Consider the following 25708-nt stretch of genomic DNA (forward strand, 5'->3'; position numbering starts at 1 on the left):
CGTCCGGAGGTCCCCATGTCAGCCGAGCCCCTCTCCACCGCTTCCACCGCCTACCGCGCCGCCCTCGACGTGATCCGTTCCGTCGAGCCGCGCGTCGCCGACGCCATCGGCCAGGAGGTCGCCGACCAGCGCGAGATGCTCAAGCTGATCGCCTCCGAGAACTACGCCTCCCCGGCGACCCTCCTCGCGATGGGCAACTGGTTCAGCGACAAGTACGCCGAGGGCACCGTCGGCCGCCGCTTCTACGCCGGCTGCCGCAACGTCGACACCGTCGAGTCCCTGGCCGCCGAGCACGCACGTGAGCTCTTCGGCGCCCGCCACGCCTACGTCCAGCCGCACTCCGGCATCGACGCCAACCTCGTCGCCTTCTGGGCCGTCCTCGCCGACCGTGTCGAGGCGCCCTTCCTGGAGAAGACCGGCGTCCGCCAGATCAACGACCTCTCCGACGCCGACTGGGCCGAGCTGCGCCAGGCCTTCGGCAACCAGCGCATGCTCGGCATGTCCCTGGACGCCGGCGGCCACCTCACCCACGGCTTCCGCCCGAACATCTCCGGCAAGATGTTCGACCAGCGCTCCTACGGCACCGACCCCGCCACCGGCCTGATCGACTACGAGGCCCTGCGCGCCCAGGCCCGCGAGTTCAAGCCGCTGATCATCGTCGCCGGCTACTCCGCCTACCCCCGTCTGGTGAACTTCCGGATCATGCGCGAGATCGCCGACGAGGTCGGCGCCACGCTCATGGTCGACATGGCGCACTTCGCCGGTCTCGTCGCCGGCAAGGTCCTCACCGGCGACTTCGACCCGGTCCCGCACGCCCAGATCGTCACCACCACCACCCACAAGTCGCTGCGCGGCCCGCGCGGCGGCATGGTCCTGTGCGACGACTCCCTCAAGGACCAGGTGGACCGCGGCTGCCCGATGGTCCTCGGCGGCCCGCTCCCGCACGTCATGGCCGCCAAGGCGGTCGCCCTGGCCGAGGCACGCCAGCCCTCCTTCCGCGACTACGCCCAGCGCATCGTGGACAACTCCCGCGCCCTCGCCGGGGGCCTGATGCGCCGGGGCGCGACCCTCGTCACCGGCGGCACCGACAACCACCTCAACCTGATCGACGTCGCCACCTCCTACGGCCTCACCGGCCGCCAGGCCGAGGCCGCTCTGCTGGAGTCCGGCATCGTCACCAACCGCAACGCCATCCCGGCCGACCCGAACGGCGCCTGGTACACCTCCGGCATCCGCATCGGCACCCCCGCCCTGACCACCCGCGGGCTGGGCACGGCCGAGATGGACGAGGTCGCCGGCCTCATCGACCGCGTCCTGACCACCACCGAGCCGGGCACCACCAGCAAGGGCACCCCCTCCAAGGCCCAGCACGTCCTCGACCCCAAGGTCGCGGACGAGATCTCCCGCCGCGCCACCGACCTCGTGGCCGGCTTCCCCCTCTACCCGGAGATCGACCTCGGCTGACCCGGGCCGCGGACGCTCCGCCGGCCCGCCCGGCGGCGCTCAAAGATCGATCAGCTCCTGACGTGGCTCCTCCCGCGGCGGCCCGGCCTCACGCCGGACCGCCGCGCGGCGTATCAGCAGCGTGCCGCCGACCCCGGCGGCCAGGCCGCCGGCCGCCCACCAGAAGCCGTCCGCTCCCGGCCGCCCCCCGGAGCCGCGCCCGGCCTCCGCGGACCGGGACCGCGAACCGTCGCCGCCCTTGGAGGCGGCAGCGAACGGCCCCACCCACGCCGACCGCTCATAGGCCCAGCGCGGCGCACGGTGCCAGCGGATGTCGTCGTCCTCCACGTCCGGCGCCGGGTCCGTGCGCACCCACGGTGTGCCGTCCTCGGCCACGAACAGCTGGTCCACCCGCCGAAGAGCGACATCGCCCCCCGGCGGCCGCCGCGTCGACGGCCAGCCCCCGACGCCGGTCAGCCCCCAGACCACCGTCATCCGCACGGGCGGATGGTCGCCCTTCACCCATGCCCTCGGCACGGGCTCCGTCCCGTTGAACGCCGGCTGCAGCAGCTGCCACAGAAGGGCGAACTCCGCCTGCCCCGAGGACACCGCCGTGGGCCCGCCGGCCGCGGTGAGGACCACGGCCAGATCCGGCGCGTCACGGGCCGGCCGGGCGTCGTCGGCCCCCGCCTGCGACACCCCGCACAGGACCACCGCCGCCGTCACCGGCAGAACCACGACCAGGCCCGCCCTCGCCCGTCCGCCCCTGCGTGCCATGAGCCCCCCACGTCTCCCGCCGTATCCCGTGCGCTGCCCCGGTGCCTCACGCGTCGAACAGCTGCTGCCGAGGCTCCGCCCTGCGCCGGCGGAGCTCCCCCGGTATCCGCGAGACCCATGGCCGCAGCACCAGCGCCAGCACCGCACCGGCCGCCGCGCCCGGCACCGCCCACCACCAGTCCGTACCGTCGTCCGTCACCGCGGCCGTCCGTGCGGCAGGTGTCTGCGGTGCCACGGCTGCCGTGCTCCCGTCCGCCCGGGACCCGCCCGTCTCCTGTGGCGCCGGGACGACGCCGGAGGAGCCGTCGACCCATGCCCTGCCCGTCAGGCCCAGCTCCTTCAGCAGGGCACGGAGGCGGTCCGGCTGCTCGGCGCGGTGCCAGTGGCCCCGCATCGAGCCGGGCACGTCCGTCGACGTGTGTATCCAGACCGGCCCGCCGTCGAGCGCCGGATAGACCTGGTCGACCCGCCAGGGCGTCACGTCGTGCACCATCCATGTCACGTTGATCAGCAAGGCGGACTGCAGATCGGCCTCGGGGGCCTTGGTTCGGCTGCCCTCGCCCGCCGGGCCCAGCAACCGCTCCAACTCCCCGTACTCCCTGTCCGCGTGGGACAGCGACGCCGTCTCCCCGCTCGCCCGCGAGACCAGCAGCACGCTCGTCGGCCCCCCGGCCGAGGCGGACGACGCGCCCCACATCATCAGGGTCAGCACTGCCGCCAACGCTCCCGCCAGAGCCGTCAGTCCACGGGCCTTCACCCACCACCTGCGCATCCGAACCCCCAACCGCCGAAGCCGGGCGGCCCGTCCCCGAGCCGCATGTCACTTCTGGTACACCGCCCGGCCCGCCCGCGTTCCCACCCCGCACCCACTACTTCCGGGACGGCTCCCGCACCGACTCCGCGATCTCCTCGGCCCGCGCCTTCGACGCCACCCCCTCCAGCCGCAGCGTCATCTCCCCACCGTCCCGGGTCCACAGCAGCGTCGGACCGGCCGTGCGCTCCTGGCGCATGAAGCGCTGCCCGTCCGCGTCCACCAGCCAGAAACTCAGCAGGTGCGGCCGCCGGAACCACAGCGCCGGATCCGGGACCCCGCCGGCCGTGCCGCCACCGCCGAGGTACAGCCACTCCGGCTGCTCGCGCACGGTCTTGGCGAAGCCGATGTCCAGCCGGGCCGGGTACTGGTCCAGCCGGACCGTGCCGCCCCGCCCGCCCGACACGTCGCGCCAGCACAGACTCACCAGGAACCGCCCGCGCGGCATCCCGGTCACCGAAACCGCGTCCGGCGCGCCCAGCGCCGCCGGCACCACCGGCTCGAACCCGGCCTGCTGCCCGGCCCGCGCGAGGGAGACCGACCGCCCGCAGCCGGGGACCTCGGCGCCGGGCGACGGCCGCGCCGACGGGTCGTACCGCACCTCGACGCCGGCGAAGCCGAACCAGTCCAGCACCACCGCCCGCACGGGGGGCGTGAGCACGAGCACCGTCAGCAGACCGCACAGCGCGGCCGTCAGCGAACGCCACCGCGCCCGCGCCCAGCGCCGCACCGCCCGCAGCCGCTCCGCCGGCCCCGACGGCGCGGCCACCGGCACCGGCAGGTTCTCGGCGAGTATCTGTCCCAGCACCCGCTCGACCATCGTCTCCGGCCCCGCGCCGCCGTCGCTCCCCGGCGGATCCAGCGACCGCCCCAGCGCCCGGAGCTCCTCCGGCAGCCCGCCGTCCCCTCCGGACGCCTCCCGCTCGTCACGCACGCCCCTCACCTCCTTCCCGCAGCTCGTCCCCGGGCCGGAAGTCCGGCAGCAGCCGGGCCAGCTTCCTGAGCGCGCGGCTCAGCCGCGACTTCACCGTCCCCCGGGGCCAGCCCAGGGCCTGGGCCGTCTCGGACTCGTCCATCTCCAGCAGATAGCGGTAGGTGACGACCAGACGATGCTCCTCGCTCAGCTGCTCCAGGGCGGCCAGCAGCGCCGACCGGCGCTCGGTCCGCAGGGTCGCGACCGCCGGGTCCGCCGATTCCGGTATCAGCGGCTCCGCCTCCACGAACGCCGCCTCTCGATCGGCGAGCGTGCGCTGGCGCGCGGCCGTGCGCACGGTGTTCCTCGTCTCGTTCGCCACGATCGCCAGCAGCCACGGTTTGAACGCCGTGCCCTCCCGGAACCGTCCGAGCGCGCAGTAGGCCTTGACGAACGCCTGCTGCACCACGTCCTCCGCGTCCGCACCCGCCCCGAGCGCGGTGGCCGCCCGCAGCGCGATGCCCGTATGGGCCCGCACCAGCTGCGCGTACGCCTCCGGCTCCCCGGCGCGTACGCGTGCGATCACCGCGGCCTCATCGACGATGCGGCCCCCCTCCCGCGTCCTCACACACTTGGTACACCGCCGGGGGCCGATCGGTTCCCACCTGTTTCCGGCCAGTTCCGGAGCGGCCCGCGCGACCTGAGAGAATGGTGAGCATGGCTTCTGACCGACCCCGCGTGCTCTCCGGAATCCAGCCCACCGCAGGCTCGTTCCACCTCGGCAACTACCTCGGCGCCGTCCGCCAGTGGGTGGCCCTGCAGGAGACCCACGACGCGTTCTACATGGTCGTCGACCTGCACGCGATCACGGTTCCGCAGGACCCGAAGGAGCTGCGCGCCAACACCAGGCTCGCCGCCGCCCAGCTGCTGGCCGCCGGTCTGGACCCGGACCGCTGCACGCTCTTCGTCCAGAGCCACGTCCCCGAGCACGCCCAGCTCGCGTGGGTCATGAACTGCCTCACGGGCTTCGGCGAGGCGTCCCGCATGACCCAGTTCAAGGACAAGTCCGCCAAGCAGGGCGCCGAACGCGCCTCCGTCGGCCTGTTCACGTACCCGATCCTCCAGGTCGCGGACATCCTGCTCTACCAGGCCAACGAGGTACCCGTCGGCGAGGACCAGCGCCAGCACATCGAGCTCACCCGCGACCTCGCCGAGCGCTTCAACGGCCGTTTCGGCCAGACCTTCACCGTCCCCTCGCCGTACATCCTGAAGGAGACCGCGAAGATCTACGACCTCCAGGACCCGTCGATCAAGATGAGCAAGTCGGCGTCCACGCCGAAGGGCCTGATCAACCTCCTGGACGAGCCGAAGACCACCGCCAAGAAGGTCAAGAGCGCGGTCACCGACACGGACACCGTGATCCGCTTCGACCCGGAGAACAAGCCGGGCGTCAGCAACCTCCTCTCCATCTACTCGACCCTCACCGGCGCGGGGATCACCGAGCTGGAGGAGAAGTACGCGGGCAAGGGCTACGGAGCGCTCAAGACGGACCTCGCCGAGGTCATGGTCGAGTTCGTGACGCCCTTCCGGGAGCGCACCCAGCAGTACCTCGACGACCCGGAGACGCTCGACTCCGTCCTGGCCAAGGGCGCGGAGAAGGCTCGTGCCGTCGCCGCGGAGACCCTCTCCCGCACCTACGACGTGGTGGGCTTCCTGCCCGCCAAGCACTGACCGCACCACCCCGGCCCCGGGCCGTACGACCGCGCGCGGAGCGCTGCACATCACTCCGCTTGCGCCTGCCCGCGGCGCGGTCGTGGCCGTACAGTCGATAACCGGGTGGCCGCATCGGCGGCCACCGCCGCTCGCCCGGCGGGGCGCGGCACGGACAGAAGGACAGGAGACGACGTGGGGACCGTAACGATCGGCGTGTCGATCGCGGTCCCGGAGCCTCACGGCAGCGAGCTCCAGCAGCTGCGCGCGGGCTTCGGCGACGCCGCGGCTCACGGCATCCCCACGCACGTCACGCTGCTGCCGCCGACGGAGGTCGACGGCGCCGACCTGCCGGCCATCGAGGCGCACCTCACCGGCGTCGCCGCGGCCGGCCGGTCCTTCCCCATGCGGCTGTCCGGGACCGGAACCTTCCGGCCGCTGTCACCGGTGGTGTTCGTCCAGGTCGTCGAGGGCGCGGAGGACTGCGCCCGGCTCCAGACGCGGGTCCGGGACGCCTCCGGGCCCGTGGCACGCGAACTGCAGTTCCCCTACCACCCGCACGTCACGGTGGCGCACGGCATCGACGACGCCGCCATGGACCGCGCGTACGAGGAACTGGCCGGGTACGAGGCCGAGTGGACGTGCAGCGGCTTCGCCCTGTACGAGCAGGGCGCCGACGGCGTCTGGCGCAAGCTGCGCGAGTACGCGTTCGGCGGTGCGGTGGTGCCGCCGCAGGCCGGTGCTCCCCTGGAACGGGGCGGACTGGCCGCGCACTGACCGGCAGCGGGCCGGACGCCACGGCGAAGACGGGCCCCGTAGCCTGCGCGGCCGGCCCGAGCGGACACGCGACGGCGGCGACATGGACCACCGGCCGCACCGGGTCCACGGAGCCCCGGTCCGCGCGCCGGCCCTACACCGGCAGCCGCCGGAACACCGCGCGCGGCAGGTGGCGCAGCGCCGCAGCGCCGATGCCCCGTCGCCTGCGGCCCGTCCGCGGGGGCACCGGACGGCGGTGGCGTGGACCAACCGGCCGCACCGGCCGCACCGGGTCCACGGAGAATCGCTCCACGCGCGCGTGTCGGCCGGCGCGTGCCCTCGACGTGTGCGGCCCGACGCCGGACGGCTCCCGACGCCGGACGGGGCCCCCGGCGCGGGGGCCGGTCCGTGCGCCGGCCCTACACCGGCAGCCGCCGGAACACCGCGCGCGGCAGGTGGCGCAGCGCCGACATCACCACCCGCAGCGCGCCGGGCACCCACACCGTCTCCGAACGCCGCCGCAGCCCCAGCTCGATGGCGCCCGCGACGGCCTCCGGCGTCGTGGCGAACGGCGCCTCCTCCAGCCCGGCGGTCATCCGCGACCGGACGAACCCGGGACGTACGACCATGACGTGCACCCCCGTCCCGTGCAGGGCGTCGCCCAGCCCCTGGGCGAAGGCGTCCAGGCCGGCCTTGCTGGAGCCGTAGATGAAGTTGGCGCGGCGGGCGCGTTCGCCGGCGACGGAGGAGAGCACCACCAGCGAGCCGTGGCCCTGGGCCTGGAGCGCGCGGGCGCTGACCAGGCCGGCCGAGACGGCGCCGGTGTAGTTGGTCTGCGCGACCCGCACCGCGCTGGCCGGTTCCCGCTCGTCGTGCGCCTGGTCGCCGAGGATGCCGAAGGCGAGCAGGACCATGTCGACGTCGCCCTCGGCGAACACCTTGCCGAGCACGGCCTCGTGGGAGTCCGGGTCGAGGGCGTCGAAGGCGACCGTGTGCGTTTCGGCGCCGAGGCCGCGCAGCTGCCCGGCGGCCGCGTCCAGGGCGGGGGAGGGGCGGCCCGCCAGCCAGACGGTGCGGGTACGGCGGGCGATCAGCCGGCGTGCGGTGGCCAGGGCGATCTCGGACGTACCACCGAGGACGAGGAGGGACTGGGGGGTGCCGAAGGCGTCCTTCACGACAGCTCCTAGAGGTTGCCTAGAGGTGGAGGCGGCGGGCCAGGTCGGAGACGAACACGCCGCGCGGGTCCAGTTCCGCCCGCAGCGCGCGGAACTCGGCCAGGCGCGGGTACATCGCGGCGAGCAGTTCGGGCCGCAGCCGGGAGTCCTTGGCGAGGTAGACCCGGCCGCCGGCCGCGGCGACCTCCTCGTCCAGGCCGTCCAGGAAGGCGCCGAGGCCGGGCAGGCCGGCGGGGATGTCCAGGGCGAGCGTCCAGCCCGGCACGGGGAAGGAGAGCCAGCCCGGGCCGGCGTCCCCGAACCGCTTGAGGACGGCCAGGAAGGACGGGCAGCGGTGCTCGGAGATCCGCCGCACGATCCGGCGCAGGGCGTCCTCCCGGCCGTGGCCGACGACGAACTGGTACTGCACGAACCCGCCGCGGCCGTAGATCCGGTTCCAGTGGGGCACGCCGTCCAGGGGGTGGAAGAAGGTGGAGATCCGCTGGAGCCGGCCGGCGGACGCGCGGGGGGCCTTGCGGTACCAGAGTTCGTTGAAGAGCCCGACCGTCGTCCGGCTGAGCAGCCCCTCGGGCACGAAGGCGGGGGCGGGCGGGAAACGGGAGGTGCGGAAGGCGAGTGGCTGCCTCCGTGCGCGCGTGCGGGCGGGGAGGGCGTCCAGGGGCGCGTGGTCGCCGCGGGTGAGCACCGCCCGGCCGGTCGCCGCGCCGCGGGCGAGCAGGTCGATCCAGGCCACCGAGTAGCGGTAGCGGTGGTCGCCGGCCGTCAGCCGGGCCATCAGGTCGTCGAGGTCGCGGGCGCGTTCGGTGTCGACGGACATCAGCGAGGTCTCGACGGGCTGGAGCCGCACGGTCGCGGTCAGGATCACGCCGGTCAGGCCCATGCCGCCGGCGGTCGCGTCGAACAGGGGCGTGCCGGCACCGACGGTGCGGATCTCGCCGTCGGCGGTGAGCAGTTCCAGGGACAGCACGTGGCGGGCGAAGGAGCCGGAGACGTGGTGGTTCTTGCCGTGGATGTCGGCGCCGATCGCCCCGCCCACCGTCACGTACCGGGTGCCGGGCGTCACCGGGACGAACCAGCCCAGCGGCAGCAGGACCTCCATCAGCCGGTGCAGGGAGACGCCCGCGTCGCACAGCACGGTCCCGCCGTCGGCGTCGATGGCGTGGATGCGGTCCAGACCCGTCATGTCGAGCACGGCACCGCCCGCGTTCTGCGCGGCGTCCCCGTACGCCCGCCCCAGGCCCCTCGGGATGCTGCCGCGGGCTCCGCAGCCCCGGACCGCGGCCGCGGCCTCCTCGTACGTCCGTGGGCGGATCAGACGGGCGGCGGTGGGCGCCGTACGGCCCCAGCCGGTGACGGGAACGGTGTCGGCAGACATGCCGGTGACCGTAGCGCCCCTATGCGAATGATTAGTTCTGAAACCTCACAAGCCTCCCCGAAACGGGTGATTAATGGTATGTCGCTCGATATTGCCGGACTTCCGGTGCCGTCGCGGTGAACAGTGAGTCCACATGGACGACCTCGACATGGACCACCGGACCGTCTCGGTGCTCAGAGCGTGCGGCGCCGACCCGCGCGTGGCCGGCGCCGCCCGCGCCCTGTCGTGGGCGGGGGAGCACGGCGCGCTGTGGATCGCGGCGGGCATCGCCGGAGCCGCCGCCGACCGCGCCCGCCGCGACGCCTGGCTGCGCGGCACCGCGCTCACCGCGGGCGCGCACCTGGCCAGCATGGGGGTGAAACGGATCGTGCGCCGCCCGCGCCCCGCGCACGTCGAGCCCCTGGTGCGCACGGCGGGCCGGCACTCCTTCCCCAGCTCGCACGCCACCTCCGCCGCGGCCGCCGCCGTCGCCTTCGGCGCGCTCGGGGCGCCCGCGGTCCGGCCGCTCGCCGCGGCCGTGTGTCTCTCGCGACTCGTCGCCGGCGTCCACTACCCCTCGGACGTGGCGGCGGGCGCCGCCCTGGGCGCTCTCACGGCCCGGCTCGGCGCCCGCTGGATGACAGGAGGCAACCCGTGACCGACACGGCCGTCCTGCACCAGCGCGCCCCCGAGCAGCAGCCGCCCGCGCCGCCCCGCAAGGGCGGCCTGGCCGCCGGTCTGCTCAGGACCGCACGCCCCCGGCAGTGGGTCAAGAACGTCCTGGTCGTCGCCGCCCCGGCCGCCGCCGGAGAACTGTTCTCCCGGCACGCCCTGACCCGGCTCGCTCTGGTCTTCGTGCTGTTCACCGTCTGCGCGGCCGCCGTCTACCTCGTCAACGACGCCCGTGACGCCGAGGCCGACCGCGCCCACCCGGTCAAGCGGCACCGGCCGGTCGCCGCCGGACAGGTACCGGTACCCGTCGCCTACGCCGTCGGGGGCGCGCTGGGCGTCCTCGCGCCCGTCGTCGCGGCCTGGCTCTGCCCGCCCGCCGTCGCCTCCCTGCTGGCCGCCTACCTCTTCATGCAACTGGCGTACTGCGTCAGCCTCAAGCACGTCCTGGTCGTCGACCTCGCCGTCGTCACCACCGGCTTCCTGATGCGGGCGATGATCGGCGGGCTCGCGCTCGGCATCCCGCTCTCGCGCTGGTTCCTGATCACGACCGGTTTCGGCGCGCTGTTCATGGTGTCGGCCAAGCGCTACTCCGAAGCCGTCCAGATGGCGGCGAACGCGGGCGCCACACGCGCGTTGCTCACCGAGTACACCACCGGCTACCTCCGCTTCGTCTGGCAGCTCGCGGCCGGCGTCGCCGTCGTCGCCTACTGCCTGTGGGCCATGGAAGAGGGCGGAGTCCCGCACACCAGCGTGCTGCCCTGGCGGCAGCTGTCCATGGTCGCCTTCATCCTCGCGATCCTGCGCTACGCCGTCTTCGCCGACCGCGGCACGGCCGGCGAGCCCGAGGACGTCGTCCTGCGCGACCGGGCACTCGCCCTGATCGGCCTGGTGTGGGTGGCGATGTACGGCCTGGCGGTGGCCAATTGGTAGGCCGCCGGCGCGAACTGCTCGGGTTCGCCGCGGCCGGTCTGCTCGCCTACGCCGCCGACCTGGCCCTGTTCACCTGGCTGCGCGGCCCGGTGGGCCTCGACCCGCTCACCGCCAAGCTGCTCTCCTTCGTCGCCGGCTGCTCCGTGGCGTACGCGGGCAACGCGCTCGGCACCTACCGCCACACCCGGCCCGGCGGCCTGCGCGCGTACGCCGTGTTCTTCGCGGTGAACGTCGCCGGGGCCGCCGTACAGCTGCTGTGCCTGGCCGTCAGCCACTACGGCCTCGGCTTCACCTCGCAGCGCGCGGACACCGTCTCCGGCGCGGGGATCGGCATGGCGCTCGCCACCGTCCTGCGTTTCTGGGGTACGAGAACACTGGTCTTCCGTGCCGCGGAAGAACCCGGCGGCACGCCGGAATCATGGACCGGCAAGAGCGGGGGCAGGGTCGGATCATGGACTGGCTGAAGAAGCTCCCCGTCGTGGGGCCCTGGGTGGCACGGCTGATGGCCACGCACGCGTGGCGGTCCTACGAGCGGCTGGACCGGGTGAAGTGGACGCGGCTGGCCGCCGCGATGACCTTCACCAGCTTCGTCGCGCTCTTCCCGCTGCTCACCCTGGCCGCCGCGATCACCGCCGCCACTCTCACCCGCGAGCAGCAGGACAAGCTTCAGGACAAGCTCGCCGAGCAGGTGCCCGGCATCTCCGACCAGCTGAACATCGACAGCCTGGTGCAGAACGCGGGCACCGTCGGAGTGGTCTCCGCCGCGCTGCTGCTGTTCACCGGCATGGGCTGGGTGGAGGCCACCCGGGGCTGCCTGCGCGCGGTCTGGGAGCTGCCCGACGACGACGAGAACCCGGTGCTGCGCCGCGCCAAGGACGCGGGCGTCCTGGTCGGCCTCGGCGGCGCGCTGCTGGTCACCGTCGGCATCTCCACCGTGGCCTCCGCGCTCGTCGGCTGGATCATCCGCCGGCTGGACATCGACCAGGGCGGCTTCGGCGGGGTCCTGCTGTACGTCGCCGCGTTCGCCGTCGCCGTACTCGCCGACTTCCTGCTCCTGCTCTACGCCCTGACCCTGCTGCCCGGCGTCGAACCGCCCCGCCGCCGCCTGGTGGTGGCCGCCCTGATCGGCGCGGTCGGCTTCGAACTGCTGAAGCTGCTGCTCAGCGGCTATATGCAGGGCGTGGCGGCGAAGAGCATGTACGGCACCTTCGGCGTCCCCATCGCGCTGCTGCTGTGGATCAACTTCACGTCGAAGCTGGTCCTGTTCTGCGCCGCCTGGACGGCGACGCAGAGCAAAGAGAGGGAACTCACGGACGGGACCGGCGACGCACCAGGTCCGGCAGCGGCCAACGGCGGTTGACCAGGAACGCGCCACCGGCGAGGAGGACCAGCAGCCCGCCGGTCACGGCCGCCGCCGTCCAGAGGCCGCTGGAGCCGTCGGCGGCCGGAGCGCCCGCCACCGGCTTCGACCCGGCAGCGCCCTTCCCGGCGCCGCCGGCCTCGCCGGAGGCAGCGGACCCGGGCTGCGGGCTCGCCTGGGCGGCGCTCCTCGGCGGCACCAGCTCGCCCACCGGCCGCACCTTCCCGGCCGCCTGGAAGCCCCAGTCGAAGAGGCGGGCGGTCTCCTTGTAGACCTCGTTGTGCTCGTCCTTGGCCGGGTTCATGACCGTGACGAGCAGCACCCTGCCGTTCCGCTCGGCGACGCCGGTGAAGGTGGAGCCGGCGTGGGTGGTGTTGCCGTTCTTCACGCCCGCGATGCCCGGGTAGACCTCCAGGCCGCTGTCACCGGTCAGCAGCCGGTTGGTGTTCTGGATCTCGAAGGACTCGCGGGTCGTCTTGCCCTTCTTGTCCTTGGTGGTCTTCCCCGGGAATTTCGCGCGGACCGTGGAGGCGTACTCGCGGAAGTCCTTCTTCTGGAGCCCCGAGCGGGCGAACAGCGTCAGGTCGTACGCGGAGGAGACCTGGCCGGGCGCGTCGTAGCCGTCGGGGCTGATCACCCGGGTGTCGCCGGCCTGCAGCTCCTCGGCGTGCTCGTTCATCTCCCGCACGGTGTTCTCGACGCCGCCGTTCATCGCGGACAGCACGTGCACCGCGTCGTTGCCGGACCGCAGGAAGACCCCGAGCCACAGGTCGTGGACCGTGTAGGTCTCCTCCTCCTTGATCCCGACCATGCTGGAACCGGCGCCGACGCCCGCCAGGTCGGAGACCTCGACCTTGTGCTTGGTGGTCTTCGGCCACTTGGGCAGCAGCGTGTCGGCGAACAGCATCTTCAGCGTGCTCGCCGGGGCCAGCCGCCAGTGCGCGTTGTGCGCGGCCAGCACCTCGCCGGACTCGGCGTCGGCCACGATCCACGAGCGGGCGGTGAGGTCCTTGGGCAGGACGGGAGCCCCGCCCGCCAGGTCGACCTGGGTCCCGGGCCTGCCGAGCCGGGCACCGCCGACGACCGACATCTGCGCCGGGGGCGTGGCCGACGGACTCGCCGACGGACTGGGCGCGGCGTGCGCGGCGGGCGTCGTGATCGCGAGCGACGACAGGGTGGTCAGGACGGCGGAAGTGACCAGCAGGGATCGCCTGGCGGTGTTTTTGGGTGCGGGCACGAGCGAGAACGTACCTGCCGGGCGCGGCGAAGTCCCGACCCCCTCCCCACCCCGGCCACGGAACCGGACACGCGGCGGCGATACTGGACGCATGAAGCTCAGCCGCCCCGTCTCCTGGTTCCTGCTCGCCTTCGGGGTGTGGAGTTGGTTCATCTGGATCACTTTCGTCAATAATTTGATCAAGGACAGTAGCGGGCTGGCGTTCGAGGACGGTGAACCCACGGCGTACTTCTGGGTCCACCTGCTGCTCGCCGTCGTCTCCTTCGTATTGGGGACGATCATCGGGGTCATCGGGTTGCGCGGACTGCGCGCCCTGCGCCGAACGTCATAGACGCAACGCCGCAACCGAACGTCACAGACGTCCTGGACGTCGCAACGGAGGGGACACGACGGCATGGTGGTCGTCTTCGCGCTCGTCGCGCTGCTCGCGGTGAGCGTGCTGGTGGCGGCGAACTGGTACGTGTGGCGGCGCCTGTTCCGCGACACCACCCGGGGCCCCGGCCCCGTGCGCCGCATCGGCGCCGTCGTGATCGCCGGGGGCTGGGCGCTGGCCGTCGGCGCGCTGGTCGCCGAGCGCACCGGTGCCCCCTTCTGGCTCCAGCGCGTCCTGGCCTGGCCGGGCTTCCTGTGGCTGGCCCTGTCGATCTACCTGCTGCTGGCCGTGCTGGCCGGCGAGGTCGTGCGGCCGTTGCTGCGGCGGCTGCCGGCCCGGCGGGCCGCCGCACGGGAGACGGAAGCGGTCCGGCCGGAGAACGCCCCGGAGGAGGCGCCGAAGCCACCCGCCCCGGAGCGCATACCCGCGGGCACCGCACCGCCCAGGACGCCCGTCCCGGAGCCGCAGCCGGAGCCGGATCCGCAGCCGGAGGCCGTGCCGGTGCCCGACGGCCCGCCGGACGCCACGCCCGAGAGCCCGCTCGCCGTCCCCTCCCGCCGGCTGTTCGTCTCCCGCGTCGTCGCGGGCGCCGCCGCGGCGGCCGCCGTCGGGACCGTCGGGTACGGCACGTACGGCGTGCTGAGCGGCCCGAAGGTGAAGCGGGTCACCGTGCCCCTGGCCAAACTCCCGCGCGCCGCGCACGGCTTCCGCATCGCCGTGGTCAGCGACATCCACCTCGGCCCGGTCCTCGGCCGGGGCTTCGCGCAGAAGGTCGTCGACACGGTCAACTCCACACAGCCCGACCTCATCGCGGTCGTCGGCGACCTGGTCGACGGCAGCGTCAAGGACCTCGGTCCGGCGGCGGCCCCGCTGGCCCGGCTGAAGGCCCGGCACGGCGCCTACTTCGTCACCGGCAACCACGAGTACTTCTCCGGCGCCGAGCAGTGGGTCGCCGAGGTGCGGCGGCTCGGCCTGCTCCCGCTGGAGAACGCCCGCACGGAACTGCCCCACTTCGACCTCGCCGGTGTCAACGACGTGGCCGGCGAGGACGAGGGCCAGGGTCCCGACTACGAGAAGGCCCTCGGCGACCGGGACCGGTCACGCGCCTGCGTGCTGCTCGCCCACCAGCCGGTGCAGATCCACGATGCCGTCGACCACGGCGTCGACCTCCAGCTCTCCGGCCACACCCACGGCGGCCAGCTCTGGCCCGGCAACCTCATCGCCGGCGCCGCCAACCCGACGCTCGCGGGCCTGGAGCGCTACGGCGACACCCAGTTGTACGTCAGCCGGGGTGCGGGCGCCTGGGGCCCGCCCACGCGCGTGGGGGCGCCCTCGGACATCACGGTGATCGAGCTGGCCTCCCGTCAGGCCTGACCCGTCTCCTTCTCCTTCTCCTTCTCCGTCTCCTTCTCCGTCTCCTTCTTCGCCGGGTCCGGAAGGGCCTTCGTCATCCCCGGCAGGAAGTCCGTGAACAGCTCGTGCACCTCGCGCACCAGCGGGCGCAGCACCCGGAAGCGGGCCAGCGCGACACCCCGCGCCGTGAGCCGGGCGCCGCGCTCGGCGAGCCGGTAACTGCGCCGGCGCCCCTCCGTCCGGTCGAAGATCCAGTACAGGACGAGCCCCATCTGGGAGAGCCACATCAGCTCCGGCAGGATCTCCCGCAGCTCCTCGGGCACCTTGGTCTTCGCCCCGGCCAGCACCGCGCGGTGGACACTGATGGCTTCCCTGCGCGCGTGCTCCGACTCCGGGGAGAAGGGGCTGAGCGGACTGTCCGGGTCGGCGGCGTTCTTGAAGAACTGCACCGCGAACTCGTGGTACGGCGTGGCGATGTCCAGCCACACCTTCAGCACGCCCGCGAGCCGTGCCTCCAGCTCGGTCTCCCGGGCCAGGACCTCCCGGACCGCCTCCTGGTGCTCGGCGGCGATCCGGTCGTAGAAGCCCTGGATCAGGTGTTCCTTGCCCGCGAAGTAGTAGTAGGCGTTGCCGACGGAGACCCCGGCCTCCTGGGCGATGGCCCGCATCGTCGTCCGGTCGTAGCCGCGCTCCTGGAACAGCCGCATGGCCGTCTCCAGGATCAGCGCGCGGGTCTGCTCGGACTTGCTGAGTGGGGCACCCTCGCCGGGGCCGTCGTTCATCGCAGGCACGACCAGAGCCTAACGAGTGGCGCACGTGCCGTCGTCACAGCCGGGTCCCCGGTGGATCCAGCCGGTACCCGGCTCGTACGTCCACCCGTCCGCCCGGCGGTAGGCGCCGCCGCCCCACTGCCCGCCCCGCCACTTGGCGGCGGCCAGGACCGCGCCCTTGGCCAGCTTCGCCCCGGCGGGGGTGCTGAGCCGGTGGGCGAGCGGCCGGTGCTCGCGCAGTGCCCACAGGACGACGATCCAGGCGGCCGCGCCCCGGTAGACCTGCCCGGCGTCGCCGACGGCGGTGACCTCGTCGAGGGTGGCCGCGTGGTCGAGGCCGGGGAACCGCCCCCGGGCGTCCTCGGACCCGGCCGGCACCAGTTCCAGCGGCACCAGCGTCGGCTGCCGCGTCAGCCAGTCCCGGACGAAGGCGCACAGGGAGCACTCGGCGTCGTAGAGGACGGTGAGCCGGCGCACCGGGGCGCCGGCCCGTCCCGCCGTCACGGGAGCGGGAGCCATCGGCTCAGGCCCCGGCCGTCGGGGCGACCCACCCCTGCGGCTCGACCGGCGGCAGCTGCTCGCGCTCCATCACGCCGCGCCGCCGGATGCGGTTGAGCACGTACACGTTGCCCAGGTGCATCACGCCGAGCACCAGCAGCACCACGCCCAGCTTGGTCGACAGGGCCTCGAAGATCCCGCGGGTGTCGTTGATCGTCTCGTCACCGCTCAGGTACAGGGCGACGAAGCCGAGGTTGACGAGGTAGAAGCCGACCACCAGGAGGTGGTTGACGGCGTCGGCGAGCTTCTCGTTGCCGTGCAGGACGTCGGAGAGGAAGACCCGTCCGTTGCGGCTGAGCGTGCGGGCGACCCAGATGGTCAGGCCGATGCTGACCAGCAGGTAGATGACGTAGGCGATGACGGTGCGGTCCATGCCCCACCCCTTCTTGAACGCGTTCAAAACGCTGACAGGGCAGACTCTAGACCTGCTTTTGAACGTGTTCAACTCAAGGGTGCAGTGGTCCGCGTCACGGACCGGGGGTTACGGGCGGCGGCCGAGTTCCGGGCGCTTGGAGTAGTCCGTGAGGCCGATGACGTTGCCCCACGGGTCGGCGAACTCCACGGTCCATCCGGTGGCGACGGGGAACGGCTCGTCGAGCGGTGCGATGCCGGCGTCGCGCAGGGCGCGGGCCGCCGTGCGGGCGTCCGGCACCTCCAGCCACACCCGTGCGGAGGGCCACAGCGGCGGACGGTGCCCGAACTCCTCCTCCGCGCGCAGCAGGACGCCGGGGGTCTCGCCCCCGACCTTCAGCAGGGCGATCCCGGCCTCGTCGAGCCGGAAGGCCACCGGGAAGCCGGCGCGCTCGTAGAAGCCGACGGCCTCTGCGAGGTCGCCGACGGGCAGCAGTACGTTGTCGAACCCGAGCAGTTCGTACGACTCGTCATCTGACATGGCGTCAGGGTAGGGCGATCATCGCCGGGAACGGCTGATTGTCAGTCGTCGTCGCGTGCGGGCTTAGGCCGTCCGGCGGCAAGGATCTCGGCGACGTCCAGGGTGACCTTGGCGCCGATGGAGTCGGGGAGGGTCACCTGTGCGCCGGGGGAGTGGAAGCGGTGGCCGGCGTAGTCGCCGTCGACCGGGTCTGTGAGGACGTGCAGGCGCTCGTGCTTGCGGTCGACGATGACGTAGACCGGGATCTTGGCCTCGGCGTAGGCGGCGACCTTGGTCTTCAGGTCGGTCCTCCAGTTCCCTGAGGTGACCTCCAGGACGAGCCGGAAGCAGACCGGGTCGTAGCAGTTGTTCTCGATGTAATGGTCCTCGTAGTCGGCGTCCACGAGGGAGAGGTCGGGGATCGCGTAGTCCTCGGTGCCGACCGGCAGCCAGAGGCCGATGCCCTGGACCACCTTCGAGCCCGGCCCATGAAGGCCGGCTGTCATGAACGGCAGCATCAGATCGGTCAAGGCAACGGCGTGCGGGCCGTCCGGCGGCGGGGACACGAGGAGCTGGCCTCCGATGATCTCGACGCGGTAGCCAGGAAGACGGTCCATGAGAAGGTTCGCCTCCGCGATCAGCGGACGCTCGCCATAAGGCCGCTCGACGGATGCTGCGGACATCACGTGCCTCCCGTGGGCTGGTGTCGAGAGCATCATCGTAGGACGGGAGGCGCCCGCGGGGCACTTCTCAGGCCCGTCACCCGAACGTGTGGCATATGCCAGAGGGCCCCGTCTCCAGCGGAAACGGGGCCCTCACGGACGTACGGCGACGGACGTCAGAAGCGGCGCGTGATCAGCGCCCGCTTCACCTCCGCGATCGCCTTGGTGACCTCGATGCCGCGCGGGCAGGCGTCCGTGCAGTTGAAGGTCGTGCGGCAGCGCCAGACGCCGTCGCGGTCGTTGAGGATCTCCAGCCGCTGCTCGCCGGCCTCGTCACGCGAGTCGAAGATGAAGCGGTGGGCGTTGACGATGGCCGCCGGACCGAAGTACTGGCCGTCGTTCCAGAACACCGGGCACGAGGACGTGCAGGCGGCGCAGAGGATGCACTTCGTCGTGTCGTCGAAGCGCTCGCGGTCCTCGGCGGACTGCAGACGCTCGCGCGTCGGCTCGTTGGTGTCCTTCGTGATCAGGAAGGGCATCACGTCCCGGTACGCCTGGAAGAACGGCTCCATGTCGACCACGAGGTCCTTCAGGACCGTCAGGCCCTTTATGGGCTCGACCGTGATCGGCTTCTCGGGGTTGATGTCCTTGATCAGCGTCTTGCAGGCCAGACGGTTCTTGCCGTTGATCCGCATGGCGTCCGACCCGCAGATGCCGTGGGCGCAGGAACGCCGGAAGGTCAGCGTGCCGTCCTGCTCCCACTTGATCTTGTGGAGGCCGTCGAGGACGCGCTCCTTCGGGTCGAGCTCCAGCTGGAAGTCTTCCCAGGTGGCCTCGGCCGAGACCTCGGGGTTGAAGCGGCGGACCCGGAAGGTGACGGTGATGTAGGGGGACTCCGCCGCCTTCGCGACGGCCTCCGCCTTGTCCATAACGGGAGTAGCCATCAGTACTTACGCTCCATCGGCTGGTAGCGGGTCTGGACGACCGGCTTGTAGTCGAGACGGATGGACTCGGTGCCGTCGTCGCCGACCTCGCGGTACGCCATGGTGTGGCGCATGAAGTTGACGTCGTCGCGGTTCGGGTAGTCCTCGCGGTAGTGACCGCCGCGCGACTCCTTGCGGGCGAGCGCGGAGACGGCCATGACCTCGGCCAGGTCGAGCAGGTTGCCGAGCTCGATGGCCTCCAGCAGGTCGGTGTTGAACCGCTTGCCCTTGTCCTGGATCGCCACGTTCTTGTAGCGCTCGCGCAGCTCGCCGATCTTCTCGACCGCCGTCTTGATGGTCTGCTCGGTGCGGAACACCATGACGTTGGCGTCCATGGTCTCCTGCAGCTCCCGGCGGAGCGTGGCCACCCGCTCGTTGCCCGTGGAGGTGCGCAGCCGCTCGATCTGGCCGACGACGAACGCCTCCGGGTCCTCGGGCAGCGGCACGAACTCCGCCGTCTGCGCGTACTGCGCGGCGGCGATGCCGGCCCGGCGGCCGAAGACGTTGATGTCCAGCAGCGAGTTGGTGCCCAGGCGGTTGGCGCCGTGCACCGAGACGCAGGCGACCTCGCCGGCCGCGTACAGGCCCGGGACGACGGTGGTGTTGTCCGCCAGGACCTCGCCCTCGACGTTGGTCGGGATGCCGCCCATCGCGTAGTGCGCGGTCGGCTGGATCGGGATCGGGTCCGTGTACGGCTCGATGCCGAGGTAGGTGCGCGCGAACTCCGTGATGTCGGGCAGCTTGGCGTCCAGCTGCTCCGGCGGGAGGTGGGTCAGGTCCAGGTAGACGTGGTCGCCCTCGGGACCGCAGCCGCGGCCCTCGCGGATCTCCGTGTAGATGGACCGGGACACGACGTCACGGGACGCCAGGTCCTTCATGACCGGCGCGTACTTCTCCATGAAGCGCTCGCCGTCCTTGTTGCGGAGGATGCCGCCCTCACCGCGGGCGCCCTCCGTCAGCAGGATGCCCATGCGCCAGATGCCGGTCGGGTGGAACTGGAAGAACTCCATGTCCTCCAGCGGCAGCCCGCGCCGGTACACGGCGGCCTGGCCGTCACCGGTGAGCGTGTGCGCGTTGGACGTCACCTTGAAGAACTTGCCGGTGCCGCCGGAGGCGTAGATCACGGACTTCGCCTGGAAGACGTGGATCTCGCCGGTCGCCAGCTCGTACGCCACCACACCGGCCGACTTCTTGACGCCGTCGACCTCGGTGATCAGCTGGTCCAGGACGTAGAACTCGTTGAAGAACTCCACGCCCTCCTTGACGCAGTTCTGGTACAGCGTCTGGAGGATCATGTGGCCGGTGCGGTCGGCCGCGTAGCAGGAGCGGCGGACCGGGGCCTCGCCGTGGTTGCGGGAGTGACCGCCGAAGCGGCGCTGGTCGATCGTCCCGTCGGGCGTCCGGTTGAACGGCAGGCCCATCTTCTCCAGGTCGAGGACGGAGTCGATGGCCTCCTTCGCCAGGATCTCGGCGGCGTCCTGGTCGACCAGGTAGTCACCGCCCTTGACCGTGTCGAAGGTGTGCCACTCCCAGTTGTCCTCCTCCACGTTGGCCAGCGCGGCGGCCATGCCGCCCTGCGCGGCGCCCGTGTGGGAGCGGGTGGGGTAGAGCTTCGTCAGGACGGCCGTGCGGCTGCGCTTGGTCGCCTCGATGGCGGCCCGCATACCGGCGCCACCGGCGCCGACGATGACGGTGTCGTACTTGTGGATCTTCATGATTCTCGCAGCCCCGTGCCTAGCGGATGTTCGGGTCGAAGGTGAAGATCACCAGCGTGCCCAGCAGGATGGTGAACACCGTGGCGGTGTAGAGCAGGCCCTTGAGCCACAGACGGGTGTTGGGGCGCTCCGCGTAGTCGTTGATGACCGTGCGCAGGCCGTTGGCACCGTGCAGCATCGCGAGCCACAGCATCAGCAGGTCCCAGACCTGCCAGAACGGCGAGGCCCAGCGGCCGGCCACGAAGGCGAAGCCGATCTTGGAGACGCCGCCGTCCAGCACGAGCTGGATCAGCAGGTGGCCGATGACCAGGACGACCAGCACGACGCCGGACAGCCGCATGAAGAGCCAGGCGACCATCTCGAAGTTGCCCCGGGTGGTCTTCGGGGTCTTCTTGGTGCGCTTGCGCGGGGGCTCGATGAGCGGCGCCGGGTTGTCGACGGTGTAGACGGACCCGCCCTCGACCGGGCCGATACCGGAAGCGGTGGTCTCAGTGGTGGACATGTGCGTCAGCTCCCGAACAGTTCACGAGCGGCGTGGCCGAGGACGGGGTAGATCGCCCCGAGCATCAGCACGACCCACAGGACGACGACGGTCCAGAGCATCTGCTTCTGGTAGCGGGCGCCCTTGACCCAGAAGTCGACGGCGATGACGCGCAGACCGTTGAGCGCGTGGAAGAGGATGGCGGCGACGAGGCCGTACTCCAGCAGCGCGACGATCGGCGACTTGTACGTGGCCACGACCTTGTCGTAGGCCTCGGGGGACACACGGACGAGCGCGGTGTCCAGCACGTGAACGAACAGGAAGAAGAAAATGAGGACGCCGGTGACTCGGTGAGCCACCCAGGACCACATTCCTTCCCGGCCGCGGTACAGCGTTCCAGCCGGCACGGAAGTTTCCTCCGGGAGCGGGGATTGGGGCCGCGCCGGCTTTCTCGTGTCGGTCGGGCCCGGCCGGGTACGGTCCACCGGCCCCCAGCATCGTAGCGACGGTTGCCCGTGGCGCTTACGGCGGGCCTACCGGTGTGATCAAACTTGCACGCGGGTGGCTCATCGGCGGCGAGGAAACGGGGCGCTTGTCTCGTTTGCCGGGCGCAGGCCGTCAGCTCCTGGTCGCGCCCCGCGGCGGAGCCGCCGACGGCACGGCCCCGCGCCCGAGCATGCCGGTCAGCCTGCCCCTGGCCAGGCGGCGCAGTTGCTCCGCCGCCACCAGGCGCTCCTCCTCCGGATCGTTGGCCAATCGTGACCGGATGTCTTCGAGTACGTGATCCAGGGTCTCGGCCACGGGCAGGCCGTCCAGGCAGATGACGAATGCCTGTCCGAAGCGGGCCTCGTACGCGGCATGCGCCGCACTCAGAGCCGTATGGGCGACGGCGTACGTGTCCTCGGGCAGCGGCGGCAGCGCCTCCGCCGCCAGTGCCTCCTTCAGGTCCCCGGGCGTCAGGTCGTACGACGCCTCGTCCGCCGCCGCCAGCAGGGCGGGCAGGTCCGGATAGGGGCGGTGGGCGGCGATGCGGCGGGCCCAGCGGCGGCTGTGCAGGCAGGTGAGCAGGGACTGGACGGCGGTGTCGGCCGGGGCGGTGTTGAACCGCTCCAGCGGGTCCGGCGCGCCGCAGGTTTGCGCGGGGACCGGTATGGCGACTCGGCCGGGGAGGTCGGGAAGGCGGTGCACAGGCAGCGTGGGTCCTCGTGGGCGTCACGTGTGTGTCGGCAGGGGATTGTGTGAGAGATGTGGCGTCACGTTATCGACTGGGGGCATGAGGTGTCCGACGGTTGCCCGAATTTCACCCGAACGGGAGAGTTTCGGAACGTGTGGTGGACGCATGACGTCGCCCACGGCCGTAGGTTGGCGACGTGAGCCAGCACGGGCGCCGGATCCCGGCGCGAAAAGTGAGGCAGCGGGCCGTGATCGCCGGCGCGACGGTCGCCGCGCTCGGCGCCGGCGTCGGCCTGTGGGCCACCGGCGGCGACGACGGACCCACCGGCTCGGCGCGGTCCACCGACGGCGTCTCCGTGGCACCGCCCGCCGCGCCCACGCCCACCCCGACCCGCTCCTACCCCCTGTCGCAGGAGCCGCGCACCATCCCCGCCGTGCGCGACCACACCCCGGCGCGCGGCCCCGGATGGCAGCCCGAACGCGGCCACCGCGTCGTCGTCACCGACCCCGCCCTCGCCGACGAGGGCCGCCTGGTGGCGGACGAGCTGGGACTGACGTACGCCGGCGAGAAGGACGACGCCAAGGCCGGGGACCTGCGGCTGGAGGTCAGGGCCGACAAGGGCGCGGACCCGGAGTCGTACACCATGACCGTGCGCGACGGGCGCGTCACCGTCACCGGGCCGGCCGAGGCCGGCGTCTACTACGGCACCCGCACCCTGAAGCAGGCCGTGGACGGCGGCGCCGCCGCGCCGGAGGGCGTCGTGCGGGACGAGCCGGACAAGCCGCGCCGCGGCTTCATGCTGGACATCGCGCGCAAGCACTACACCGCCGACTGGATCAAGGACCGGATCCGCGAGCTGGGCGACCTGAAGTACAACGAACTGGGGCTGCACTTCTCCGACGACCAGGCCTTCCGCATCGAGTCCGACTCCCACCCGGAGATCGTCTCCGACGACCACCTGACCAAGGCCGAGATGAAGGAGATCATCGATCTCGCCGCGTCCCGCCACATCACCGTCGTCCCCGAGATCGACTCGCCCGGCCACCTCGGCGCCGTGATCGCCGCCCACCCCGACCTCCAGCTGCGCAACGCGCAGGGCACGCCCACCCGGGGCGCGATCGACATCTCCAAGCCGGAGTCGGCGAAGATCGTCGACGACCTCCTGAACGAGTACGCCGACCTCTTCCCCGGCTCCCAGTGGCACCTCGGCGCCGACGAGTACCAGGCGCTCGTGGTGCCCGACCCCGAGGCGTCCTACCCCCAGCTGGCCGCCGCCGCCCGCAGGGCCTACGGCTCCGGCGCCACCGTCGCCGACCTCACCACCGGCTGGCTCAACGGCCGCGCCGAGACCGTCCGCGCCCACCACCGGACGCCGCGGGCCTGGAACGACGGCTTCTTCCGCGACACCTCCGTCAAGCCCGCCGACGACATCCAGGTCGCCTACTGGACCGGCAAGGAGATCGGCGCCCGGCAGCCGGTGGAGTACCTGCGTGAGGGCCGCAAGGTCCTGAACTACAACGACGAGTTCCTCTACTACGTGCTCGGCCAGCCGCAGACCTTCGTCTACCCGACCGGACAGCGCATCTACGAGCAGTGGACCCCGCGGATCCTGCGCGGCACCCAGCCCGTCGACGCCCAGTACGACGACCAGATCCTCGGCGGCAGCTTCGCGGTCTGGGGCGACCTGCCCAACGCGCAGACGCCGGCCCAGGTCGCCGCGGGGATCCGGCTGCCGCTGGCGGCCACGGTCCAGAAGCTCTGGGACCCGGAGCGGCCCGAGCTGTCCTGGACGGACTTCCGGGCGCTGGCCGACCGGCTCGACTGACCCCGCACCTGCCCGGTCGTACGGATTGTCCGATACGGCTGCGAACCCCCGCGCGGCTGTGGTGGTGTTCTGGCGAGCCGAACCGACACACCGGGGGGAGCCGGGACATGGGCTACTGGGGGTATTTCGTCGTGGGCCGCGCCGAGCGGCCGCTCGCGGAACTGGACGCGCTGGCGGGCGCACCGGACATGACCCTGCGGGCGTCCGCGCCGGACGGCTGGCAGGTGTGGGAGTACCCGGGCGGCGACGGCGACGTCGGGAACATGAACGACCTGGCCGCGCAGACCGGCGCGCCTGCGCTCTTCGGATACGTCATGGACAGCGACTGCGTGGTCGTGGAGGCGGCGGCGCCGGAGAGCGGGGCGTGGACCACCTGTCTGGCACGGGCCGCGATGGCCGGGTACCTCGGCGCCGAGAGGGAGGGGCTGACGCTGGAGGACTACTTCCTGGAGCCCCGGGACGCCGCCGACCGCGCGGTCGCCTGGGCCGCCGAGGCCGGGCGCGTCGCGAGCGCCGACGACCTGGCCGACGTGCTGTCGGCCGACCCCGATCCCTTGGCCGAAAACCTCTTCTTCAGGTTCCTCGACCGGCTGGGCGTGGTGCCCCTGTGACACTCCGGGGCCGTCGCACGCAGTAGGGGGAAGCGCGGGTTCCGTGGCTGTGAGCGGGTGAATCGGCAAGACGAGGGAGACGCTGGATGAGCCTGGTGGAAATGATCGCGCAGGCCGACGCACGCGGACTGGCCGCGAGCGGACTGGCTTGTCTGGATCGTTGCATCCCCCTGCTGGACGGCGACGACGACGTCCTGCGTCCGCTGTGGGCGACCCTCGCCGACGGGGACGGGCAGGGCTGGGGCGAAGGACTGGAACAGGTGCGCGGCAAGCTCGCCGGGCCCGACGCGGCCGGTGAGGACGAGGCCGTGCTGCTGGCCCGCCGGATGCTGGCCGCCGCCCCGGCCGGGCACGCGGCCGCCGAGGTGCGGGTGTGGGCCGACGCCTGCTCCGTCGCCTCGCTGCGCATCCACCGGCTCCTCGACCCGGCGTCCGGCGACGCCGCCGGCGGCGAGGTCGGCCGGGAGGGCCGTACGGAGGGTCTGTCGCCGCTCGTCGCCGCCGAACTGCGCCGCCAGGTCACCGTCCTGGAACTGCTCGCCGGACACGGCACGGCCGGGCTGCGCGGAGCCCTGGAGGTCGCCACCGAGGGACGCCGGGTACTGCGCGCGGTGGTGTCCCGACGGGCCCGCGGGCGGGGGTGAACGCCGTCCTCGCCTGTGGCCGTCGTGCGGGGAAGACGCGGCGGAGGTGCGCCGGTCGTGGCGGAGGTGGGGTGGTCCTGCACCGGTAGCGGGACCACGGCCCAATCCGTGTGACGAAACGCCGCCGGTCGACGCTCTAGCGGATGTGACGACTGTGACCAGCGGATTGACGACTCAGCAGGAGACCCGGCCGCAGGCCGCGGCCAAGCCGGTGCGGTGGGCGGCGGACGCCGTGGCCACCCTGCGCGAGGGCGCGCGGCTGCGCCTGGACTACTCGGCCCAGAGTCTGTGGCGCGTCGACCGCCTGATCGACGGCATCCGGGCCGAGCAGGCACCGTACGCCGCGGTGGAGACCGTGCTGCGCGGCCTCGGCGCGTACGCCGGTGAGGTGATCGTGCGTCAGACCGGCGCCGAGTGGTGGTCGGCCGGCGGCGACCACTGGGTGCGCACCCCCGACGGGCGCCTGTGGGACCCCATCGACGAGGCCCGCCGCTGCTTCACCGGCGACGGGTCGCTGCGGCTGCTGTGCCGGCAGGCGACGGGCGGCTGA

The 25708-nt window shown here is 72.4% G+C and carries 30 protein-coding genes; 13 read left to right on the forward strand and 17 right to left on the reverse strand.

Annotated features, from left to right (window positions below):
* Positions 1 to 15 precede the first annotated feature (15 nt).
* A complete protein-coding gene (locus H0H10_RS28935; RefSeq protein WP_188184075.1) occupies positions 16 to 1464 on the forward strand; it encodes a glycine hydroxymethyltransferase in 1449 nt (482 codons plus the stop codon).
* 39 nt (positions 1465 to 1503) lie between these two features.
* Here the strand turns inward: H0H10_RS28935 and H0H10_RS28940 are convergent, their stop codons facing one another.
* The 4 genes from H0H10_RS28940 to H0H10_RS28955 all read right to left on the reverse strand — a co-directional run bounded on the left by H0H10_RS28940 (position 1504) and on the right by H0H10_RS28955 (position 4530).
* Entirely contained in the window at positions 1504 to 2220 is a 717-nt protein-coding gene (locus H0H10_RS28940) for a hypothetical protein (RefSeq protein WP_188184076.1), read from the reverse strand.
* Positions 2221 to 2266: 46 nt separating this feature from the next.
* On the reverse strand, positions 2267 to 2977 hold the full coding sequence (locus H0H10_RS28945) for a hypothetical protein (RefSeq protein ID WP_223180564.1): 711 nt from the start codon (positions 2975 to 2977) through the stop codon (positions 2267 to 2269).
* Between the two features lie 112 nt (positions 2978 to 3089).
* Positions 3090 to 3965, reverse strand: coding sequence for a hypothetical protein (locus tag H0H10_RS28950; protein ID WP_188184077.1), 876 nt, complete (start codon positions 3963 to 3965; stop codon positions 3090 to 3092).
* Positions 3958 to 4530, reverse strand: a complete 573-nt coding sequence (locus H0H10_RS28955; RefSeq protein WP_309141921.1) for an RNA polymerase sigma factor — start codon at positions 4528 to 4530, stop codon at positions 3958 to 3960. The genes H0H10_RS28950 and H0H10_RS28955 overlap by 8 nt, the downstream gene beginning before the upstream one ends.
* 131 nt (positions 4531 to 4661) lie before the next feature.
* Between H0H10_RS28955 and trpS the strand changes: the two genes are divergently transcribed.
* Both trpS and H0H10_RS28965 read left to right on the forward strand, forming a co-directional pair.
* A complete protein-coding gene (trpS, locus tag H0H10_RS28960; protein ID WP_188184079.1) occupies positions 4662 to 5675 on the forward strand; it encodes a tryptophan--tRNA ligase in 1014 nt (337 codons plus the stop codon).
* 174 nt (positions 5676 to 5849) lie between these two features.
* The gene (locus H0H10_RS28965; RefSeq protein ID WP_188184080.1) at positions 5850 to 6431 is read left to right on the forward strand and encodes a 2'-5' RNA ligase family protein; all 582 of its coding nucleotides are present in this window, start codon (positions 5850 to 5852) and stop codon (positions 6429 to 6431) included.
* Between the two features lie 398 nt (positions 6432 to 6829).
* Here the strand turns inward: H0H10_RS28965 and dprE2 are convergent, their stop codons facing one another.
* Both dprE2 and dprE1 read right to left on the reverse strand, forming a co-directional pair.
* The gene (gene dprE2 / locus H0H10_RS28970; RefSeq protein WP_188184081.1) at positions 6830 to 7585 is read right to left on the reverse strand and encodes a decaprenylphospho-beta-D-erythro-pentofuranosid-2-ulose 2-reductase; all 756 of its coding nucleotides are present in this window, start codon (positions 7583 to 7585) and stop codon (positions 6830 to 6832) included.
* Between the two features lie 19 nt (positions 7586 to 7604).
* Complete coding sequence (dprE1, locus tag H0H10_RS28975; protein WP_188184082.1) at positions 7605 to 8960, reverse strand: decaprenylphosphoryl-beta-D-ribose oxidase; 1356 nt, start codon at positions 8958 to 8960, stop codon at positions 7605 to 7607.
* Positions 8961 to 9093: 133 nt separating this feature from the next.
* On the opposite strand from dprE1, the gene H0H10_RS28980 reads away from it, so the two are divergent.
* The 4 genes from H0H10_RS28980 to H0H10_RS28995 are packed head-to-tail and all read left to right on the forward strand — an operon-like array spanning position 9094 to position 11901.
* Positions 9094 to 9597: a phosphatase PAP2 family protein gene (locus H0H10_RS28980; protein WP_188184083.1), complete on the forward strand. Its 504-nt coding sequence runs from the start codon at positions 9094 to 9096 to the stop codon at positions 9595 to 9597.
* Complete coding sequence (locus H0H10_RS28985; protein ID WP_188184084.1) at positions 9594 to 10541, forward strand: decaprenyl-phosphate phosphoribosyltransferase; 948 nt, start codon at positions 9594 to 9596, stop codon at positions 10539 to 10541. The genes H0H10_RS28980 and H0H10_RS28985 overlap by 4 nt, the downstream gene beginning before the upstream one ends.
* Positions 10535 to 11005 carry a GtrA family protein gene (locus H0H10_RS28990; RefSeq protein ID WP_188184085.1) on the forward strand — a complete coding sequence of 157 codons (471 nt, stop codon included), beginning with the start codon at positions 10535 to 10537 and terminating at the stop codon, positions 11003 to 11005. Before H0H10_RS28985 ends, H0H10_RS28990 begins: the two co-directional genes overlap by 7 nt.
* Positions 10993 to 11901 (forward strand): YihY/virulence factor BrkB family protein, encoded by a 909-nt coding sequence (locus H0H10_RS28995; RefSeq protein ID WP_223180565.1) that lies wholly within the window; start codon positions 10993 to 10995, stop codon positions 11899 to 11901. The genes H0H10_RS28990 and H0H10_RS28995 overlap by 13 nt, the downstream gene beginning before the upstream one ends.
* Here the strand turns inward: H0H10_RS28995 and H0H10_RS29000 are convergent.
* Complete coding sequence (locus tag H0H10_RS29000; RefSeq protein ID WP_309141922.1) at positions 11849 to 13138, reverse strand: D-alanyl-D-alanine carboxypeptidase family protein; 1290 nt, start codon at positions 13136 to 13138, stop codon at positions 11849 to 11851. The two genes, H0H10_RS28995 and H0H10_RS29000, sit on opposite strands and share 53 nt — an antisense overlap.
* A gap of 91 nt (positions 13139 to 13229) precedes the next feature.
* On the opposite strand from H0H10_RS29000, the gene H0H10_RS29005 reads away from it, so the two are divergent.
* Together H0H10_RS29005 and H0H10_RS29010 are read left to right on the forward strand one after the other, a co-directional pair.
* Entirely contained in the window at positions 13230 to 13469 is a 240-nt protein-coding gene (locus tag H0H10_RS29005) for an SCO4848 family membrane protein (RefSeq protein ID WP_188184088.1), read from the forward strand.
* A gap of 63 nt (positions 13470 to 13532) precedes the next feature.
* Complete coding sequence (locus H0H10_RS29010; protein WP_188184089.1) at positions 13533 to 14885, forward strand: metallophosphoesterase; 1353 nt, start codon at positions 13533 to 13535, stop codon at positions 14883 to 14885.
* Here the strand turns inward: H0H10_RS29010 and H0H10_RS29015 are convergent.
* The 10 genes from H0H10_RS29015 to H0H10_RS29060 form a co-directional block, all read right to left on the reverse strand.
* Positions 14876 to 15655 (reverse strand): TetR/AcrR family transcriptional regulator, encoded by a 780-nt coding sequence (locus H0H10_RS29015; protein ID WP_188184090.1) that lies wholly within the window; start codon positions 15653 to 15655, stop codon positions 14876 to 14878. The genes H0H10_RS29010 and H0H10_RS29015 overlap by 10 nt on opposite strands.
* Positions 15656 to 15664: 9 nt before the next feature.
* The gene (locus tag H0H10_RS29020) at positions 15665 to 16153 is read right to left on the reverse strand and encodes a thiol-disulfide oxidoreductase DCC family protein (RefSeq protein WP_188184091.1); all 489 of its coding nucleotides are present in this window, start codon (positions 16151 to 16153) and stop codon (positions 15665 to 15667) included.
* Between the two features lie 4 nt (positions 16154 to 16157).
* Positions 16158 to 16565, reverse strand: coding sequence for a hypothetical protein (locus H0H10_RS29025; protein WP_188184092.1), 408 nt, complete (start codon positions 16563 to 16565; stop codon positions 16158 to 16160).
* Positions 16566 to 16673: 108 nt separating this feature from the next.
* The gene (locus H0H10_RS29030; protein WP_188184093.1) at positions 16674 to 17084 is read right to left on the reverse strand and encodes a VOC family protein; all 411 of its coding nucleotides are present in this window, start codon (positions 17082 to 17084) and stop codon (positions 16674 to 16676) included.
* Between the two features lie 41 nt (positions 17085 to 17125).
* On the reverse strand, positions 17126 to 17746 hold the full coding sequence (locus tag H0H10_RS29035; protein ID WP_188184094.1) for a Uma2 family endonuclease: 621 nt from the start codon (positions 17744 to 17746) through the stop codon (positions 17126 to 17128).
* A 155-nt stretch (positions 17747 to 17901) separates the two neighbouring features.
* Positions 17902 to 18669, reverse strand: a complete 768-nt coding sequence (locus tag H0H10_RS29040; RefSeq protein WP_188184095.1) for a succinate dehydrogenase iron-sulfur subunit — start codon at positions 18667 to 18669, stop codon at positions 17902 to 17904.
* Positions 18669 to 20423, reverse strand: coding sequence for a succinate dehydrogenase flavoprotein subunit (sdhA, locus tag H0H10_RS29045; protein WP_188184096.1), 1755 nt, complete (start codon positions 20421 to 20423; stop codon positions 18669 to 18671). The genes H0H10_RS29040 and sdhA overlap by 1 nt, the downstream gene beginning before the upstream one ends.
* A gap of 19 nt (positions 20424 to 20442) precedes the next feature.
* Entirely contained in the window at positions 20443 to 20925 is a 483-nt protein-coding gene (locus tag H0H10_RS29050) for a succinate dehydrogenase hydrophobic membrane anchor subunit (protein WP_188184097.1), read from the reverse strand.
* Positions 20926 to 20930: 5 nt separating this feature from the next.
* A complete protein-coding gene (sdhC, locus tag H0H10_RS29055; protein WP_188184098.1) occupies positions 20931 to 21311 on the reverse strand; it encodes a succinate dehydrogenase, cytochrome b556 subunit in 381 nt (126 codons plus the stop codon).
* A gap of 211 nt (positions 21312 to 21522) precedes the next feature.
* On the reverse strand, positions 21523 to 22092 hold the full coding sequence (locus H0H10_RS29060; protein WP_373566904.1) for a 2-oxo-4-hydroxy-4-carboxy-5-ureidoimidazoline decarboxylase: 570 nt from the start codon (positions 22090 to 22092) through the stop codon (positions 21523 to 21525).
* Positions 22093 to 22274: 182 nt separating this feature from the next.
* On the opposite strand from H0H10_RS29060, the gene H0H10_RS29065 reads away from it, so the two are divergent.
* The 4 genes from H0H10_RS29065 to H0H10_RS29080 all read left to right on the forward strand — a co-directional run bounded on the left by H0H10_RS29065 (position 22275) and on the right by H0H10_RS29080 (position 25708).
* A complete protein-coding gene (locus H0H10_RS29065) occupies positions 22275 to 23903 on the forward strand; it encodes a beta-N-acetylhexosaminidase (protein WP_188184099.1) in 1629 nt (542 codons plus the stop codon).
* A gap of 107 nt (positions 23904 to 24010) precedes the next feature.
* Positions 24011 to 24514, forward strand: a complete 504-nt coding sequence (locus tag H0H10_RS29070) for a hypothetical protein (RefSeq protein ID WP_188184100.1) — start codon at positions 24011 to 24013, stop codon at positions 24512 to 24514.
* A gap of 86 nt (positions 24515 to 24600) precedes the next feature.
* Positions 24601 to 25158: a hypothetical protein gene (locus H0H10_RS29075; RefSeq protein WP_188184101.1), complete on the forward strand. Its 558-nt coding sequence runs from the start codon at positions 24601 to 24603 to the stop codon at positions 25156 to 25158.
* A gap of 145 nt (positions 25159 to 25303) precedes the next feature.
* Positions 25304 to 25708, forward strand: coding sequence for a hypothetical protein (locus H0H10_RS29080; protein WP_373566906.1), 405 nt, complete (start codon positions 25304 to 25306; stop codon positions 25706 to 25708).

Origin of the sequence: Streptomyces griseicoloratus, assembly GCF_014534645.1 — a bacterium.
Classification (GTDB): Bacteria; Actinomycetota; Actinomycetes; order Streptomycetales; family Streptomycetaceae; genus Streptomyces; species Streptomyces griseicoloratus.